Annotated in this window: 13 protein-coding genes; 9 read left to right on the top strand and 4 right to left on the bottom strand. The window is 71.2% G+C overall.

Going from position 1 to position 15,105, the window contains the following annotated elements:
- Positions 1-25: 25 nt before the first annotated feature.
- The 6 genes from AC07DA_RS12185 to AC07DA_RS12160 all read left to right on the top strand — a co-directional run bounded on the left by AC07DA_RS12185 (position 26) and on the right by AC07DA_RS12160 (position 6,709).
- Positions 26-1,036: an MraY family glycosyltransferase gene (locus AC07DA_RS12185; protein WP_479127108.1), complete on the top strand. Its 1,011-nt coding sequence runs from the start codon at positions 26-28 to the stop codon at positions 1,034-1,036.
- A gap of 94 nt (positions 1,037-1,130) precedes the next feature.
- Positions 1,131-2,987, top strand: a complete 1,857-nt coding sequence (gene dnaK, locus AC07DA_RS12180) for a molecular chaperone DnaK (protein WP_479127106.1) — start codon at positions 1,131-1,133, stop codon at positions 2,985-2,987.
- Positions 2,984-3,637 carry a nucleotide exchange factor GrpE gene (gene grpE, locus AC07DA_RS12175; RefSeq protein ID WP_479127104.1) on the top strand — a complete coding sequence of 218 codons (654 nt, stop codon included), beginning with the start codon at positions 2,984-2,986 and terminating at the stop codon, positions 3,635-3,637. The genes dnaK and grpE overlap by 4 nt, the downstream gene beginning before the upstream one ends.
- Before the next feature lie 30 nt (positions 3,638-3,667).
- Entirely contained in the window at positions 3,668-4,846 is a 1,179-nt protein-coding gene (gene dnaJ, locus AC07DA_RS12170) for a molecular chaperone DnaJ (RefSeq protein WP_479127102.1), read from the top strand.
- A gap of 5 nt (positions 4,847-4,851) precedes the next feature.
- Positions 4,852-5,304: a heat shock protein transcriptional repressor HspR gene (locus AC07DA_RS12165; RefSeq protein ID WP_479127100.1), complete on the top strand. Its 453-nt coding sequence runs from the start codon at positions 4,852-4,854 to the stop codon at positions 5,302-5,304.
- 295 nt (positions 5,305-5,599) lie between these two features.
- Complete coding sequence (locus AC07DA_RS12160) at positions 5,600-6,709, top strand: sugar ABC transporter substrate-binding protein (RefSeq protein WP_479127098.1); 1,110 nt, start codon at positions 5,600-5,602, stop codon at positions 6,707-6,709.
- A gap of 30 nt (positions 6,710-6,739) precedes the next feature.
- Here the strand turns inward: AC07DA_RS12160 and AC07DA_RS12155 are convergent, their stop codons facing one another.
- Positions 6,740-7,945, bottom strand: a complete 1,206-nt coding sequence (locus AC07DA_RS12155; RefSeq protein WP_479127095.1) for a DUF418 domain-containing protein — start codon at positions 7,943-7,945, stop codon at positions 6,740-6,742.
- Positions 7,946-8,169: 224 nt separating this feature from the next.
- Here AC07DA_RS12155 and AC07DA_RS12150 point away from each other — a divergent pair, with 224 nt between their 5' ends.
- Positions 8,170-9,216: a helix-turn-helix transcriptional regulator gene (locus AC07DA_RS12150; RefSeq protein ID WP_479127320.1), complete on the top strand. Its 1,047-nt coding sequence runs from the start codon at positions 8,170-8,172 to the stop codon at positions 9,214-9,216.
- On the opposite strand, the gene AC07DA_RS12145 is transcribed toward AC07DA_RS12150, so the two are convergent.
- Together AC07DA_RS12145 and AC07DA_RS12140 are read right to left on the bottom strand one after the other, a co-directional pair.
- Positions 9,179-10,165, bottom strand: coding sequence for a helix-turn-helix transcriptional regulator (locus tag AC07DA_RS12145; protein ID WP_479127093.1), 987 nt, complete (start codon positions 10,163-10,165; stop codon positions 9,179-9,181). The two genes, AC07DA_RS12150 and AC07DA_RS12145, sit on opposite strands and share 38 nt — an antisense overlap.
- Positions 10,162-11,181, bottom strand: coding sequence for a helix-turn-helix transcriptional regulator (locus tag AC07DA_RS12140; protein ID WP_479127091.1), 1,020 nt, complete (start codon positions 11,179-11,181; stop codon positions 10,162-10,164). Before AC07DA_RS12140 ends, AC07DA_RS12145 begins: the two co-directional genes overlap by 4 nt.
- A gap of 301 nt (positions 11,182-11,482) precedes the next feature.
- On the opposite strand from AC07DA_RS12140, the gene AC07DA_RS12135 reads away from it, so the two are divergent.
- Positions 11,483-11,818 (top strand): Rieske (2Fe-2S) protein, encoded by a 336-nt coding sequence (locus AC07DA_RS12135; RefSeq protein WP_094054633.1) that lies wholly within the window; start codon positions 11,483-11,485, stop codon positions 11,816-11,818.
- A 158-nt stretch (positions 11,819-11,976) separates the two neighbouring features.
- Here the strand turns inward: AC07DA_RS12135 and AC07DA_RS12130 are convergent, their stop codons facing one another.
- Positions 11,977-12,402 (bottom strand): pyridoxamine 5'-phosphate oxidase family protein, encoded by a 426-nt coding sequence (locus tag AC07DA_RS12130; protein ID WP_479127089.1) that lies wholly within the window; start codon positions 12,400-12,402, stop codon positions 11,977-11,979.
- Between the two features lie 103 nt (positions 12,403-12,505).
- Here AC07DA_RS12130 and clpB point away from each other — a divergent pair, with 103 nt between their 5' ends.
- Entirely contained in the window at positions 12,506-15,103 is a 2,598-nt protein-coding gene (gene clpB, locus AC07DA_RS12125) for an ATP-dependent chaperone ClpB (RefSeq protein WP_479127087.1), read from the top strand.
- Positions 15,104-15,105 lie beyond the last annotated feature (2 nt).

Below are 15,105 nucleotides of genomic sequence, written 5' to 3'. Positions count from 1 at the left end.
TCATAGTGACGCCTAACTTATATCCGTGCTCTACGGGATCGCTGCCGCCGCCACCGCCCTCGTGCTCACCGCCCTGCTCGCGGCCGTCCTGCGGATCCCCGCCCGCAGGCTGCGCCTGGTCGAGCGGCGGCGGCAGCGGGAGGTGCCGCTGTCCGGCGGTGTGGCCGTCGTGGCCGTCACCGGGGTGGTCGTGGGGGTCGGGCAGGGGGGTGCGGGCGGGAGCGGGACGGGCGGGCTGCTCGCCGCCGGCGGCGCCGTCGCCCTGCTCGGGCTCGCCGACGACGTGTGGCGGCTGCGGCGGCGCGTGCTGGCCGCCGGTACGGCCGTGGCGGCGGCGTGCGTCGTGCCGTACGGGGAGGCGGGCGTGGGGCCCGGGCTGCTCGCCGTCGTCTGGGCCGTGGGGGTGACCCTCGCCTTCCGGGGGCTCGACCACGCCGACGGGCTCGCGGGGACGGCCGGGGTGGTGACCGCCTTCGGCGTGGCGGCGTGCGCGGCGGTCGACGTCATGGACGGGATCGCCGGGCTGATGAGCGTGCTGGCCGCGGCGCTGACCGGGTTCCTGCTGCACAACTGGCACCCCGCGCGCGTGGGCCTGGGCAGCTGCGGCTCCATGGCCGCCGGGTTCGTCATCGCGCTCGGCCTGGTGCACGTCCGGGCCGGGTTCGGGCTCGGCGAGAGCGCGGGGGTGCTGTTCGCGCTGACGGCCCTGGCGAGCGCCGACGCCGTCCTGGTGGTGCTGGCGCGGCGGCTGGGCGGGCGCCCCGTGGTCCGCGGCGGGCCCGACCACCTCGCGCACCGGCTCAGACGGCTGGGGCTGACCGTGCCGGGCGTCACCCTGCTGCTGGGCCTCGCGGCGGTCTCGGGCGTGCTCGTCGGGGTACTCGCGCACGCCGAACGGGTCGGGGGCAACGCCCTGTGGTGGGTGGCGGGTGGGGCGCTCGTGGTGGTGTTCGTCCTCGTCCGTGTTCCCGTGTACGCCGATCCACGCTCCGTATCACCGCAGATCAGAGGGCATGTGCGTGTAAGGAGCGGATAAGACTTGAGTCCATCGGACTCAGCTCTGTTGACCGGCCGACGGCCGTCGTGCACACTTGAGTCCGTTCCACTCAAGTCAGCTGGAGGAATCAACCATGGCACGTGCGGTCGGCATCGACCTGGGCACGACTAACTCCGTCGTCAGCGTTCTGGAGGGCGGCGAGCCCACCGTCATCACCAACGCCGAGGGCGCCAGGACCACGCCGTCCGTCGTCGCCTTCGCGAAGAACGGTGAGGTGCTCGTCGGCGAGGTCGCCAAGCGCCAGGCGGTCACGAACGTGGACCGGACCATCCGGTCCGTCAAGCGCCACATGGGCACGGACTGGAAGATCGAGCTCGACGGCAAGCCCTTCAACCCGCAGCAGATCAGCGCCTTCGTGCTGCAGAAGCTGAAGCGGGACGCCGAGGCCTACCTGGGCGAGAAGGTGACCGACGCGGTCATCACCGTCCCGGCGTACTTCAACGACTCCGAGCGCCAGGCCACGAAGGAGGCCGGCGAGATCGCCGGCCTGAACGTGCTGCGCATCGTCAACGAGCCGACCGCGGCCGCCCTGGCGTACGGCCTCGACAAGGACGACCAGACCATCCTGGTCTTCGACCTCGGTGGCGGTACGTTCGACGTCTCGCTGCTGGAGATCGGCGACGGCGTCGTCGAGGTGAAGGCCACCAACGGTGACAACCACCTCGGTGGCGACGACTGGGACCAGCGCATCGTCGACTACCTGGTCCAGCAGTTCCAGTCCGGCCACGGCGTGGACCTGGGCAAGGACAAGATGGCCCTGCAGCGTCTGCGCGAGGCCGCCGAGAAGGCGAAGATCGAGCTGTCCTCGTCCACCGAGACCTCGATCAACCTGCCCTACATCACCGCCTCCGCCGAGGGCCCCCTGCACCTCGACGAGAAGCTCACCCGCGCCCAGTTCCAGCAGCTGACCGCGGACCTGCTGGAGCGCTGCAAGACGCCGTTCCACAACGTCATCAAGGACGCCGGCATCTCCATCAGCGAGATCGACCACGTGGTCCTGGTCGGCGGCTCGACCCGCATGCCCGCCGTCGCCGAGCTCGTCAAGGAGCTGACCGGCGGCAAGGACGCCAACAAGGGCGTCAACCCGGACGAGGTCGTCGCCATCGGCGCCGCCCTGCAGGCCGGTGTCCTCAAGGGCGAGGTCAAGGACGTCCTGCTCCTCGACGTCACCCCGCTGTCCCTCGGCATCGAGACCAAGGGCGGCATCATGACCAAGCTCATCGAGCGGAACACGACGATCCCGACCAAGCGGTCCGAGATCTTCACCACCGCCGAGGACAACCAGCCGTCCGTGCAGATCCAGGTCTACCAGGGCGAGCGCGAGATCGCGGCGTACAACAAGAAGCTCGGGATGTTCGAGCTGACCGGTCTGCCCCCGGCGCCCCGCGGCGTCCCGCAGATCGAGGTGTCCTTCGACATCGACGCCAACGGCATCATGCACGTGACCGCCAAGGACCTGGGCACGGGCAAGGAGCAGAAGATGACCGTCACCGGCGGCTCCTCGCTGCCGAAGGACGAGGTCGACCGCATGCGCGAGGAGGCCGAGCGCTACGCGGAGGAGGACCACAAGCGCCGCGAGGCCGCCGAGACCCGCAACCAGGGCGAGCAGCTCGTCTACCAGACCGAGAAGTTCCTCAAGGACAACGAGGACAAGGTCCCGGGCGAGATCAGGACCGAGGTCGAGCAGGCCGTCGGCGAGCTGAAGGAGAAGCTCAAGGGCGAGGACACGGCCGAGATCCGCACCGCCACGGAGAAGGTCGCGGCCGTCTCCCAGAAGCTGGGCCAGGCCATGTACGCCGACGCGCAGGGCGCCCAGGCCGCCGGCGGTGCCTCCGCCGGAGCCGGCGCGGGTGCCGGTGACGCCAAGGCCGACGACGACGTCGTCGACGCCGAGATCGTCGACGAGGACCGGAAGGACGGTGCCGCGTGACGGAGGAGACCCCGGGCTTCGACGAGCAGCAGCCCGACGTCCCTTCCGGCGCCACCTCCGACGACGCCGAGCCGAAGGCCGCCTCCTCCTCCGAGGAGAAGGCGGCCCCGGCCGGGGACACGGGCCAGGACGCCGGTCTGGTGGCCCAGCTGGACCAGGTGCGCACCGCGCTCAGTGAGCGCACCGCGGACCTCCAGCGCCTCCAGGCCGAGTACCAGAATTACCGCCGCCGGGTCGAGCGCGACCGGATCGCGGTCAAGGAGATCGCCATCGCGAACCTCCTGACCGAGCTCCTGCCCGTGCTCGACGACATCGGCCGCGCCCGCGAACACGGCGAACTGGTCGGCGGCTTCAAGTCCGTCGCCGAGTCGCTGGAGAGCACCGCGGCGAAGATGGGCCTGCAGCAGTTCGGCAAGGAGGGCGAGCCCTTCGACCCGACGATCCACGAAGCCCTGATGCACAGCTACGCGCCGGACGTCACCGAGACGACCTGCGTGGCGATTCTGCAGCCCGGGTACCGGATCGGCGAGCGCACCATCCGCCCCGCGCGGGTGGCGGTGGCCGAACCCCAGCCGGGGGCACAGACGGTCAAGGCGGAGGAGTCCGCCGACGCCGACGACAAGGAGAGCGGTGGCCCGGACGAGGGCTGACGTGGACGAAGGGAAGGAGGGGCGTCGAGGATGAGCACCAAGGACTTCATCGAGAAGGACTACTACAAGGTCCTCGGCGTCCCCAAGGACGCCACCGAGGCCGAGATCAAGAAGGCGTACCGGAAGCTCGCCCGCGAGTACCACCCGGACGCCAACAAGGGAAACGTCAAGGCCGAGGAGCGCTTCAAGGAGATCTCCGAGGCCAACGACATCCTCGGTGACCCCAAGAAGCGCAAGGAGTACGACGAGGCACGCGCCCTCTTCGGCAACGGCGGCTTCCGCCCCGGGCCCGGCGGCGCGGGCGGCTCCTTCAACTTCGACCTGGGCGACCTCTTCGGGGGCGGCCAGGGGGGCCAGGGCGCCGGCGGCTTCGGCGGCGGCCTCGGTGACGTCTTCGGGGGCCTGTTCAACCGCGGCGGCGCCGGCCCGGGCACGCGTACCCAGCCCCGGCGCGGCCAGGACATCGAGTCCGAGGTCACGCTCAGCTTCACGGAGGCGATCGAGGGCGCGACCGTGCCGCTGCGGATGTCCTCGCAGTCGCCCTGCAAGGCCTGTTCGGGCACCGGCGACAAGAACGGCACACCGCGCGTGTGCCCGACCTGCGTCGGCACCGGGCAGGTCGCCCGGGGCAGCGGTGGCGGCTTCTCGCTCACCGACCCCTGCCCGGACTGCAAGGGCCGCGGCCTGATCGCCGAGACCCCCTGCGACGTCTGCAAGGGCAGCGGCCGGGCCAAGTCCTCGCGGACCATGCAGGTGCGCATCCCCGCGGGCGTCAGCGACGGCCAGCGGATCCGGCTGCGCGGCAAGGGCGCGCCGGGCGAGCGCGGCGGTCCGGCGGGCGACCTGTACGTCGTCGTGCACGTCGACTCCCACCCGGTGTTCGGCCGCAAGGACGACAACCTCACCGTCACCGTCCCGGTCACGTTCGCCGAGGCGGCCCTCGGCGGCGAGGTCCGGGTGCCGACGCTGGGCGGCCCGCCCGTCACGCTGAAGCTGCCCCCGGGCACGCCGAACGGCCGTACGATGCGCGCCCGGGGCAAGGGCGCGGTCCGCAAGGACGGCACCCGCGGGGACCTCCTGGTCACCGTCGAGGTGAGTGTCCCGAAGGACCTGACGGGGAAGGCTCGTGACGCACTCGAGGCGTATCGCGAGGCGACCGCGGGTGAGGATCCGCGGGCGGAGCTGTTCCAGGCCGCGAAGGGAGCATGAGTCAGATGGACGGTCGTCGACGCAACCCGTATGAACTGACCGAGGAGACCCCGGTCTACGTCATCTCGGTGGCGGCCCAGCTGTCCGGCCTGCACCCGCAGACCCTGCGCCAGTACGACCGTCTGGGCCTGGTGTCCCCGGACCGCACGGCCGGCCGGGGCCGGCGCTACTCGGCCCGCGACATCGAACTGCTCCGCCAGGTGCAGCAGTTGTCGCAGGACGAGGGCATCAACCTGGCCGGAATCAAGCGCATCATCGAACTGGAGAACCAGGTCGCGGCCCTCCAGGCCCGGGTGGCCGAGCTGGAGGACGCGCTCGACGGCGCCGCGGCGGCCATGCGCCAGCGCGAGGCGGCGGTGCACGCGTCGTACCGCCGGGACCTGGTGCCGTACCAGGAGGTGCAGCAGACCAGCGCGCTGGTGGTGTGGCGGCCGAAGCGGCAGCAGACGTCGGACTGACCGGCGCGGTGTGTGGCCGGCAGGCACCAGGAGAGGGCCGGGAGTTGACTCCCGGCCCTTTTCGTGCGCCTTGGGTCCCTTGCGGCGGTTTTTCCGGCCGCCCCGCCGATGACCGGGTGGTGTGCGGCACTTGAAGGCGGTTCCGCAGAGTCTTCACAACTGCTGCGGAGCGTGGTGTTGTCATCTCGTTAAGTGGTTCCGCTTGACGCTGGGGGGCGCGTCCGCGTTGTCTTTTCAGACACATGGGCCGCAATGCTGTGCCCACGTCCGAATCACACGCGAAGTGAGCCCCCGCATGCGTCGTCGTATCGCCATATCCGTGGCCGCCGCCACGATCTCCGTCTCGCTCGCCGGCTGCGGCGTGCTCAACGCGACCGGGAGCAGTGACGACGCGAGCCCGACCAAGGGCAACGACATCACGGTGGGCCTGCTGCTGCCGGAGAAGGCCAACACGCGCTACGAGAACTTCGACTACCCGATCATCAAGCGGAAGGTCGAGTCCCTCACCAACGACAAGGGCCGCGTCGAGTACGCCAACGCCGAGGCGAGCGCCGACAAGCAGGCCGACCAGATGCAGCGGATGATCGACGACCGGGTCGACGTGATCCTGCTGGACGCGGTCGACTCGCACGCCATCGCCGACGGCGTGAAGAAGGCGAAGGAGGCCGGGATCCCGGTCATCGCCTACGACCGGCTGGCCGAGGGCCCCATCGACGCGTACATCTCCTTCGACAACGAACTGGTCGGCGAGGTCCAGGGGCGCTCCCTGCTGGAGGCCATCGGCGAGAAGGCGAGCCTGTCCGACAAGATCGTCATGATGAACGGCTCGTCCACGGACCCCAACGCCAAGCAGTTCAAGGCCGGGGCGCTGTCCGAGCTGAACGGCAAGGTGACGATCGCGCAGTCCTTCGACACCAAGGACTGGAAGCCGGAGAACGCCGAGGCCAACATGGCCGAGGCGATCGCGAAGATCGGCAAGGACGACATCAAGGCCGTCTACTCGGCCAACGACGGCATGGCCGGCGGCATCGTCAAGGCCCTCAAGGCCGCGGGCGTGACCGACCTGCCGCCGATCACCGGCCAGGACGCGGAACTGGCGGCCGTGCAGCGGATCCTCGCGGGCGAGCAGTACATGAGCGTCTACAAGTCGTACCCGCAGGAGGCGGAGAACGCCGCGGAGATGGCCGTCGCCAAGGTGCAGGGCCGGGACATCCAGTTCGCCGCCCTCGCCCGGGACAAGGTCGACAGCCCCACCCACAAGGGCATCCCGGCGCAGCTCGTGCCGGTGGTGGCGCTGACCAAGGAGAACATCAAGGACACCGTCGTGGCCGACGACATCTACAAGCTGTCGGACATCTGCACGGCCAGGTACAAGGCGGCGTGCGAGGCGGCGGGTCTCGACTAGCGCGGCCCGGTCCCGGCCGGGCCGCCGGTCTCAGCCGGCCGGTTCGGGCGCTCGCGGGACGCGGGCCCGCCCCGGGCGTTCCGCCAGCGTGAGCGCCCGGAGCAGCCACTCGGCGGGCCCGTACCGGAAACGCCGCAGCCACGCCGTGCTCAGAGCCAGCTGGAGGGCGTACACGGCGAGGGCGAGCAGCAGCACGGCGGCCGCTCCCAGACGCCCGTACAGGGACAGGCCGTACGCCGTCGCCAGGCACATCACGACCAGGGACTGCCCGAGGTAGTTCGTCAGCGCGAGGCGGCCCGCCGGGACGAAGAGCCGCCGCACGCGGTCCGCCCGGGGCGAGTCCAGCAGGAGCAGCAGCAGGCACGCGTACGCGGCCGACAGGGCCGGGGCCGTCAGGGTCCCCACGCCGACGCCCAGGAGGTGCCAGCGGTCGTCCAGCGGCCCCTGGGCGGCGGAGGCGAAGAAGACAGCTCCCGGGACTCCCACGGCCAGTCCGGCGGCCGCGGTCCGCCGCAGCCGGGCGCGGCCCACCCCGCCGGGAGCGAGCAGGCGCCGCCGGCCCGCGGCCAGACCGAGGAGGAAGGCCGCGAGCACGCCCGGCGCCATCAGGAGCATGGCGGCGAAGGTGAGCGGCAGCCGGTCCAGGTTCTCCCGTACCACCGTGCCGGCGGTGCCGCGGTAGGCGGCCACGGCCTCGGCGATCGCCCCGTGCGGCACCGGTTCCACCTCGTCCACCGCCGTGGTGAGCGCCCCCAGCCCGACGAGGACGGCGCCGAACACGCCGTGGATCCAGGCGGCGGCCTTCACGGCCGTGGCCGGCGCGGCCCGCCGCGCCCCCCACAGGACCAGACCCAGCAGGCCGTAGGCCATGAGGATGTCGCCGGTGTACAACAGGACCGCGTGCGCCAGGCCGAGCAGCACCAGGCCCAGGGACCGGCGCAGGAACCGCGCGGTGGGGTTCCCGCCGTTCCGCTCGGCGGAGGCCGTCTGCAGGGTGAAGCTGTAGCCGAACAGGAACGAGAACAGCAGGTAGAACTTGCTCGACGCCAGCGCCGTCACCAGCCACACGGCGACGTGGTCCACGGGCGCCGCGCCCGGGTCGCGGAACCCCTCCGCCTCGTAAGGGCTCATCATCTGCGCGCTGTTGACCACCAGGATGCCCAGCAGGGCGAAGCCCCGCAGCGCGTCGACGGCGGGCAGGCGGCGCGGGCCGGCCGGTTCCCCCGCATCGTTCATCTCTCCCCCTCGCCGGGCAGGCGGGCCCGGCCCGTGATCACACGGTGGCACATCGGCCGCGGACCCGGCACCTCCCGTGGGGCAACGGGCCGGCGGAGCGCGCGGATTCACGGACCGAACGGCGCAAAAAGGAACTCCCGGCCGGGGGAGCCGTGTTGCGGAGCAGGTCCGGGCCGCGCATAGTGGCGCTGCGGAAGGCGGCGGAACCGGGGGTGGAACGGGCGATGGCCGGGCACGGGACGGAGGAGCATCCTCACGGTGCCGACCGGCTGTGCGAGGCCGGGGATCGCGTGTATTCCCGGGCCGTACGGCGGGGCCGGGTCACGCGCCGGGACGCGGAGCCGGTGCCCTGCCTGCTGGAGCTCGCCCTGCTGCACCCGGACCCGGACGACATGGACTGGCTGGTGCCGACCTCGCCGCAGGAGGTCATGACCCGGCTGCTGCGCGGGATGTACGACGAGGTCAGCGCGAGCCAGCGGCGGGTGGGGTCGGCGGTCGCCGCGGTCGAGTGGTACGCCGGGCTGGGCCGCCAGGTGCAGCCGGCCGCGGCGGCCGCGGAGGGCCCGGCGATCCGCGTCCTCGACGGACTCGCCCGGATCCAGGCGGCGATGGACGAGGCGACGCAGGCGTGCACGACCGAGGTGCTGACGGTGCAGCCGGGCGGCATCCGCCGCGAGGCGGAGCTCTCCGAAGGGCTGCACCGGGCGCTGGCACTGCGGGGCCGCGGGGTGCGGATGCGGGACCTGTACACCCATGTCGCCCGGCACGGGCAGGGGTTGCTCACGTACCTGGAGCTGATGGGCGACGCGGTCGAGGCGCGCACGCTGGACGAGGTCATCGACCGGCTGATCCTGTTCGACCGGACGGTGGCGTTCATCCCCGCCAACACCGACCGGACGATGGCGCTGGAGCTGCGGCACCCGGCGCTGATCGAGTACCTGGTCACGGTCTTCGAACGGCTGTGGCGCCTGGCGATCCCGCTGACGGCCCCGCTGCCCGACACCGGCATCGAGGGCATCTCCCACCGGGAGCAGTCGATCGCCGCCCTGCTCGCGGAGGGGCACCAGGACGCGGTGATCGCGGAACGGCTGGGGATCAGCGTGCGGACGTGCCGGGCGCACATCGCGCGGCTGTCGGAGACGCTGGGGGCGGCGAGCCGTACGCAGCTGGGCGTGCGCATCGCCCAGGCGGGACTGGACGGCCCCCCGCGGGCGGTGGCCGCACGGCAGCAGGTCAGTGCTCCCGGTCGAGGATCCCGGACTGCCCGATGAGGTAGCCGAGCTGAGCCCTGCTCCGGCTGCCCAGCGTCGCGGCGAGTTTGGCGATGTGGACCCGGGCGGTGCGGACGTTCATCCCGAGCCGGTCGGCGATGACGGCGTCGGTGTGACCCTCCACGAGGAGGGTGGCTATGGCGTGCTGGCGGGCGGTGATGCCGTCGCGGGAGGGCTGGGGGGCGGCTTCGGGGTACATGGGCGTGGCCAGCCGCCAGAGGCGGTCGAAGGCCGTGGCCAGGTATCCCACGATGGCCGGGTGGCGGATCTCCAGCGCGAGTCCGCCGTCCTTGTCGGCCGGGACGAAGGCCACCGCGCGGTCGATGAGGATGAGCCGGTCGGGGACCTCGTCCAGGGAGCGCAGCTCGACGTCGCCCGCCAGCCGCTCGCACCGGGCGATGATGGTCGGGAAGTGGCGCAGCGTGTGCGGGTACAGGGTCCGGATGCGGCAGCCGCGGTCCAGCGCGGCCTGGTCGCGGCCGAGCGAGGCGGCGTCGGCGGCCTGGCCGCGTTCGCCGGTCAGTCCGGTGCGGGGCTGGACGGTGATCACTTCCTCGCGGGCGTCGGCCATGGCGTCGGTGATGGCCTGGTTGATCCGCTCCGTGCCGGTGAGCAGCCGGATCGTGGGCGGGTCGCCGGCCGCCGAGCGGGGTCCGGCGATCCGCATCAGGGAACCGAACGTCTCGGCCAGCCGCGCCTCGCGCTGCCGCTCCCGCGCGATCCGCTCCCCGGAGCTCCGCAGCAGCCGGTGCAGCGCGACGACCGGGGCGAGGGGTTCCAGCCGGGCCGGGTCGTCGACGGCGGGATGGAGCAGGCCGAGGTCCACCAGGCAGGGAGCGGCCCGCCCGTCCTCGGCCGTCAACCCCCCGTGCCGCAGGGCCTGTTCGTACAGTTCCCTGCCGGCGGTGCACAGGTCCTCGACGCCGTGCTCGCGGTGCCGCGCGCTCACTCGGGCGCTCCCTCCCGCTCCAGGATCCCCGACTGGGCGATGAGGTAGCCCAGTTGGGCGCGGCTGCCGCTGCCCAGCAGCGAGGCCAGCTTGGCGATGTGGGCCCGGCAGGTGCGCACGTTCATGCCCAGGCGGCGGGCGATGGCCTCGTCGACATGGCCTTCGACCAGGAGCTTGGCTATCGAGTACTGGATCTCCGTGATGCCGTCCGGCGCGATCTCGTAGGGGGTGGTCTCGCTCAGCGGCACCGCCCGGTTCCAGATGAACTCGAAGACCTTGATGAGGTACCGGATGATCCCCGGGTGCCGCAGTTCCAGGGCGACCTGCTGGTCGTCGCGGGTGGGGATGAAGGCGACGGTCTCGTCGCAGATGATCAGGCGCTCGACGAGTTCGTCGATCGTGCGGTATTCCGCCTTGCCGTCGGCGAGGCGGGCGGAGTACGCCAGTTGCTCCGGGTTGTACCGGGCCGTGTGCTGGTACACGGTGCGGATCCGCACACCGCGTTCTATCAGCGGCCTGTCGCGCTTCATGCCCTGCAGGAGGCTGCGTTCGGACACCCGGTCGCTGGGCTGCAGGGTGAGCATCTCCTTCTGGCACTGGGAGGTGGCCAGGTTCAGCGCGGCGTTGATGCGCTCGCCGCCCTCCAGGACGGTGATGGAGTCGCTGGTCGTGGCCATCTGGGCGCCGAGCGTCATGAACGGCTGGAAGGTCTCCGCGAGGTCGATCGCGCGGCGCCTGCGGTCCGCGATCTCCTGTTCCAGGGGGTTGAGCTGCCGCGAGAGGGCTACCACGGGAGGGACCGGACGGAGCCAGGTCGGGTCGTCGGGATCGGGGTGGAGCAGGGCCAGCTCGATCAGGCAGGGTGCGGGGTCCGCGTCCTTGCGCGCCAGACGTCCCGCGCGCAGTGCGATGGTGTAAAGGCGGCCACCTTCCTCGCACAACTCCGTAATCGGATGGGGATGTGTCTCGTTAGTCTGATTTGATCCCAAATCTCCACCCCCCAGGGTCCTGAACATGCAGGAACATGATGCATCGATTGTGTGGCCATGACGTGCCCGAATGAGCCATCGTCGTACTCGACGGGGGAAAAGGGGACCTTCAAGTGAGGACGAAGCCGACTATGTGCAGCAGAATGCTTCGCTCGGTGCTTGTCGCCGCCTTCTCCGTCGCCGCGGCCCTGGGTGTGCTCGGGGGCTTCTCCGATGTGAAGGACGACGTACGGGCGAACAGCGTCTGGCCTTCGGTGGCGGTGAATTCTGACGCCGGCAGCAGGGGAGACTCCGCGGTTCCCGGTGCTGACGAAGCCGGGAGCTGACCGTGACCACTCCACCCGACGACCGCTCCTTCCGCCGTGAAATGGCCACCGCCTACCGCTCCGGCTGGCACTTCATCGACCTGGTCACCGCCATCCCCCACAGCGGTGACTCGCTGATGGTGACCGTGTTCGGTGAGCCGGTCGTCGTCACGCGGGACGAGGACGGAGACGTGCGGGCGTACCGGTGTCTGCGGCGGCCTCGGGGGGCGCCGCAGCCAGTGCGATGTGCCGTGCGGTACGGAATGATCTTTGTGAACCTGGACCAACGGGACCACCAGCAGGTGGAGGCCGACTCCCCTGTCCCGAGGACCATCTCTGCCACCCCCCGCAGTGCCTGACGCGATTCCCCCGTCGTAACAGATCGCTCAGGTGCTTCCCCCCGCAGCGGCGTCACCGTGACCTGAACACGGTGACGCCGCTGCAGTTTCTGGGGACATTTCCCGGTATCGGCCCGCGTCCCCGGTGGCTGGAACCAGTCGATCACGGGTGTGGATTTTCACTTCGCCGAACCGCGCCCCATCGCGCGCGTCAGCTCGATCTCGATGACCACGCGCGACGGGTTCGGCGAGGGCGTCCGCCCGTAGCGCTCCGCGTAGCGGCGTTCCGCCTCGGCCACCCGTTCCGGTTCCGTGCGGACGAACGCCCGCCCCTCCAGCGTCGCCCAGCGCCGCCCCTCCAGCTGGCAGACGGCGACCGCGGCCCCGTCCTCCCCGGCGGCCAGCACGTGCCGCACCTTCGCGCTCGTCCTGTTCGTGATCACCCGGGCGAGCCGGGCGCCGGGGTCGTAGGTGACCCCGACGGGTACCACGTGCGGGGTGCCGTCCGGGCGGAGCGTCGTCAGGGTGCACAGGTGCCGATCCCGCCAGAAGCCGAGAAACGCCGGGTCCGGGGCACCCGGATCGACGGAGTACGTGGTCGCCATGGTCCGGAACTTAACCCGTCGGGCCCTCCCGGCACGTCCTTGAGTGTCGTAGACTCAACTTTGTGTAAGTCGTACGGGTCAGTGCAAGGAGGAGAACGCGAACGTGGACGCCGAGCTGACCAACCGGAGCCGGGACGCGATCAACGCTGCCAGCAACCGGGCCGTGACCGAGGGACACCCGGACCTCACCCCCGCCCACCTGCTCCTCGCACTGCTCCAGGGGCAGGACAACGAGAACATCACCGACCTGCTCGCCGCGGTCGACGCCGACCAGGCCGCCGTGCGCTCCGGCGCCGAGCGCGTGCTGGCCGGGCTGCCCAGCGTGACGGGGTCGACCGTCGCGCCGCCCCAGCCCAACCGCGAGATGCTCGCCGTCGTCGCCGACGCGCAGACCCGCGCCAAGGACCTCGGCGACGAGTACCTCTCCACGGAGCACCTGCTCATCGGCATCGCCGCGAAGGGCGGCGCGGCCGGCGAGGTGCTGTCCCAGCAGGGGGCCGACGCCAAGAAGCTCCAGGCCGCCTTCCAGAAGACGCGAGGACAGCGACGCGTGACCACGGCAGACCCCGAGGGCCAGTACAAGGCCCTGGAGAAGTTCGGGACCGACTTCACCGCCGCCGCGCGGGACGGCAAGCTCGACCCCGTCATCGGGCGGGACCAGGAGATCCGGCGCGTGGTGCAGGTGCTGTCCCGGCGCACCAAGAACAACCCCGTCCTCATCGGTGAGCCGGGCGTCGGCAAGACCGCCGTCGTCGAAGGGCTCGCCCAGCGCATCGTCAAGGGGGACGTGCCCGAGTCCCTCAAGGACAAGCGGCTCGTCGCCCTCGACCTCGGCGCCATGGTCGCCGGGGCCAAGTACCGCGGCGAGTTCGAGGAGCGGCTGAAGACCGTCCTGGCCGAGATCAAGGACTCCGACGGGCAGATCATCACCTTCATCGACGAGCTGCACACCGTCGTCGGGGCCGGTGCCGGCGGCGACTCCGCGATGGACGCCGGCAACATGCTCAAGCCGATGCTGGCCCGCGGCGAGCTGCGCATGGTCGGGGCCACCACCCTCGACGAGTACCGCGAGCGGATCGAGAAGGACCCGGCGCTGGAGCGGCGCTTCCAGCAGGTGCTGGTGGCCGAGCCGAGCGTCGAGGACTCGATCGCGATCCTGCGCGGGCTCAAGGGGCGGTACGAGGCCCACCACAAGGTGCAGATCGCCGACAGCGCGCTGGTCGCGGCCGCCACCCTCTCCGACCGGTACATCACCTCCCGCTTCCTGCCCGACAAGGCCATCGACCTCGTCGACGAGGCCGCCTCGCGGCTGCGCATGGAGATCGACTCCTCGCCCGTGGAGATCGACGAACTCCAGCGCGCCGTCGACCGGCTGAAGATGGAGGAGCTGGCGATCGGCAAGGAGACCGACGCGGCCTCCCGCGAGCGCCTGGAGAAGCTGCGCCGCGACCTCGCCGACAAGGAGGAGGAGCTGCGCGGCCTCACCGCCCGCTGGGAGAAGGAGAAGCAGTCCCTCAACCGCGTGGGTGAGCTGAAGGAACGCCTCGACGAACTGCGCGGCCAGGCCGAACGGGCACAGCGCGACGGCGACTTCGACACCGCCTCCAAGCTCCTCTACGGCGAGATCCCCGCCCTGGAGAAGGAGCTGGAGGCCGCCTCCGAGGCCGAGGAGGAGGTGGCCAGGGACACCATGGTCAAGGAGGAGGTCGGCGCCGACGACATCGCCGACGTCGTCGCCTCCTGGACCGGCATTCCCGCCGGGCGGCTGATGGAGGGCGAGACGCAGAAGCTGCTGCGCATGGAGGACGAGCTGGGCAAGCGGCTCATCGGCCAGGCCGAGGCCGTGCGCGCGGTCAGCGACGCCGTACGGCGCTCCCGCGCCGGGATCGCCGACCCCGACCGCCCCACCGGGTCCTTCCTCTTCCTCGGCCCGACCGGCGTCGGCAAGACCGAACTCGCCAAGGCCCTCGCCGACTTCCTCTTCGACGACGAGCGGGCCATGGTCCGCATCGACATGTCGGAGTACAGCGAGAAGCACAGCGTGGCCCGGCTCGTCGGCGCCCCGCCCGGATACGTCGGCTACGAGGAGGGCGGCCAGCTCACCGAGGCCGTGCGCAGGCGGCCGTACTCCGTCGTCCTGCTGGACGAGGTGGAGAAGGCCCACCCCGAGGTCTTCGACATCCTGCTCCAGGTGCTGGACGACGGGCGCCTCACGGACGGGCAGGGCCGTACGGTCGACTTCCGCAACACGATCCTGGTGCTGACGTCGAACCTGGGCAGCCAGTTCCTGGTCGACCCGCTCACCAGTGAGACGGAGAAGAAGGAGCAGGTGCTGGAGGTGGTGCGCAGCTCCTTCAAGCCGGAGTTCCTCAACCGCCTGGACGACCTGGTCGTCTTCGCCGCGCTGACCAAGCCCGAGCTGGAGCGCATCGCCAAGCTCCAGATCGACCGCCTGGCCAAGCGCCTCGCCGAGCGGCGCCTGAGCCTCGACATCACGCCGGAGGCCCTGGCCTGGCTCGCCGAGGAGGGACTGGACCCGGCCTACGGGGCCCGGCCGCTGCGGCGGCTCGTCCAGTCGGCCATCGGCGACCGCCTCGCCAAGGAGATCCTGTCCGGGGAGATCAAGGACGGCGACACGGTCCGGGTGGACCGCTTCGGCGACCAGCTGCTGGTGGGCCCGGCCACGGGCAGGACGCCGTAGAA

It is taken from the genome of Streptomyces sp. NPDC044921, from assembly GCF_056432865.1.
The sequence above is the reverse complement of the archived record's forward strand: the minus strand, read 5'-3'. Positions and strand labels throughout refer to the sequence as shown.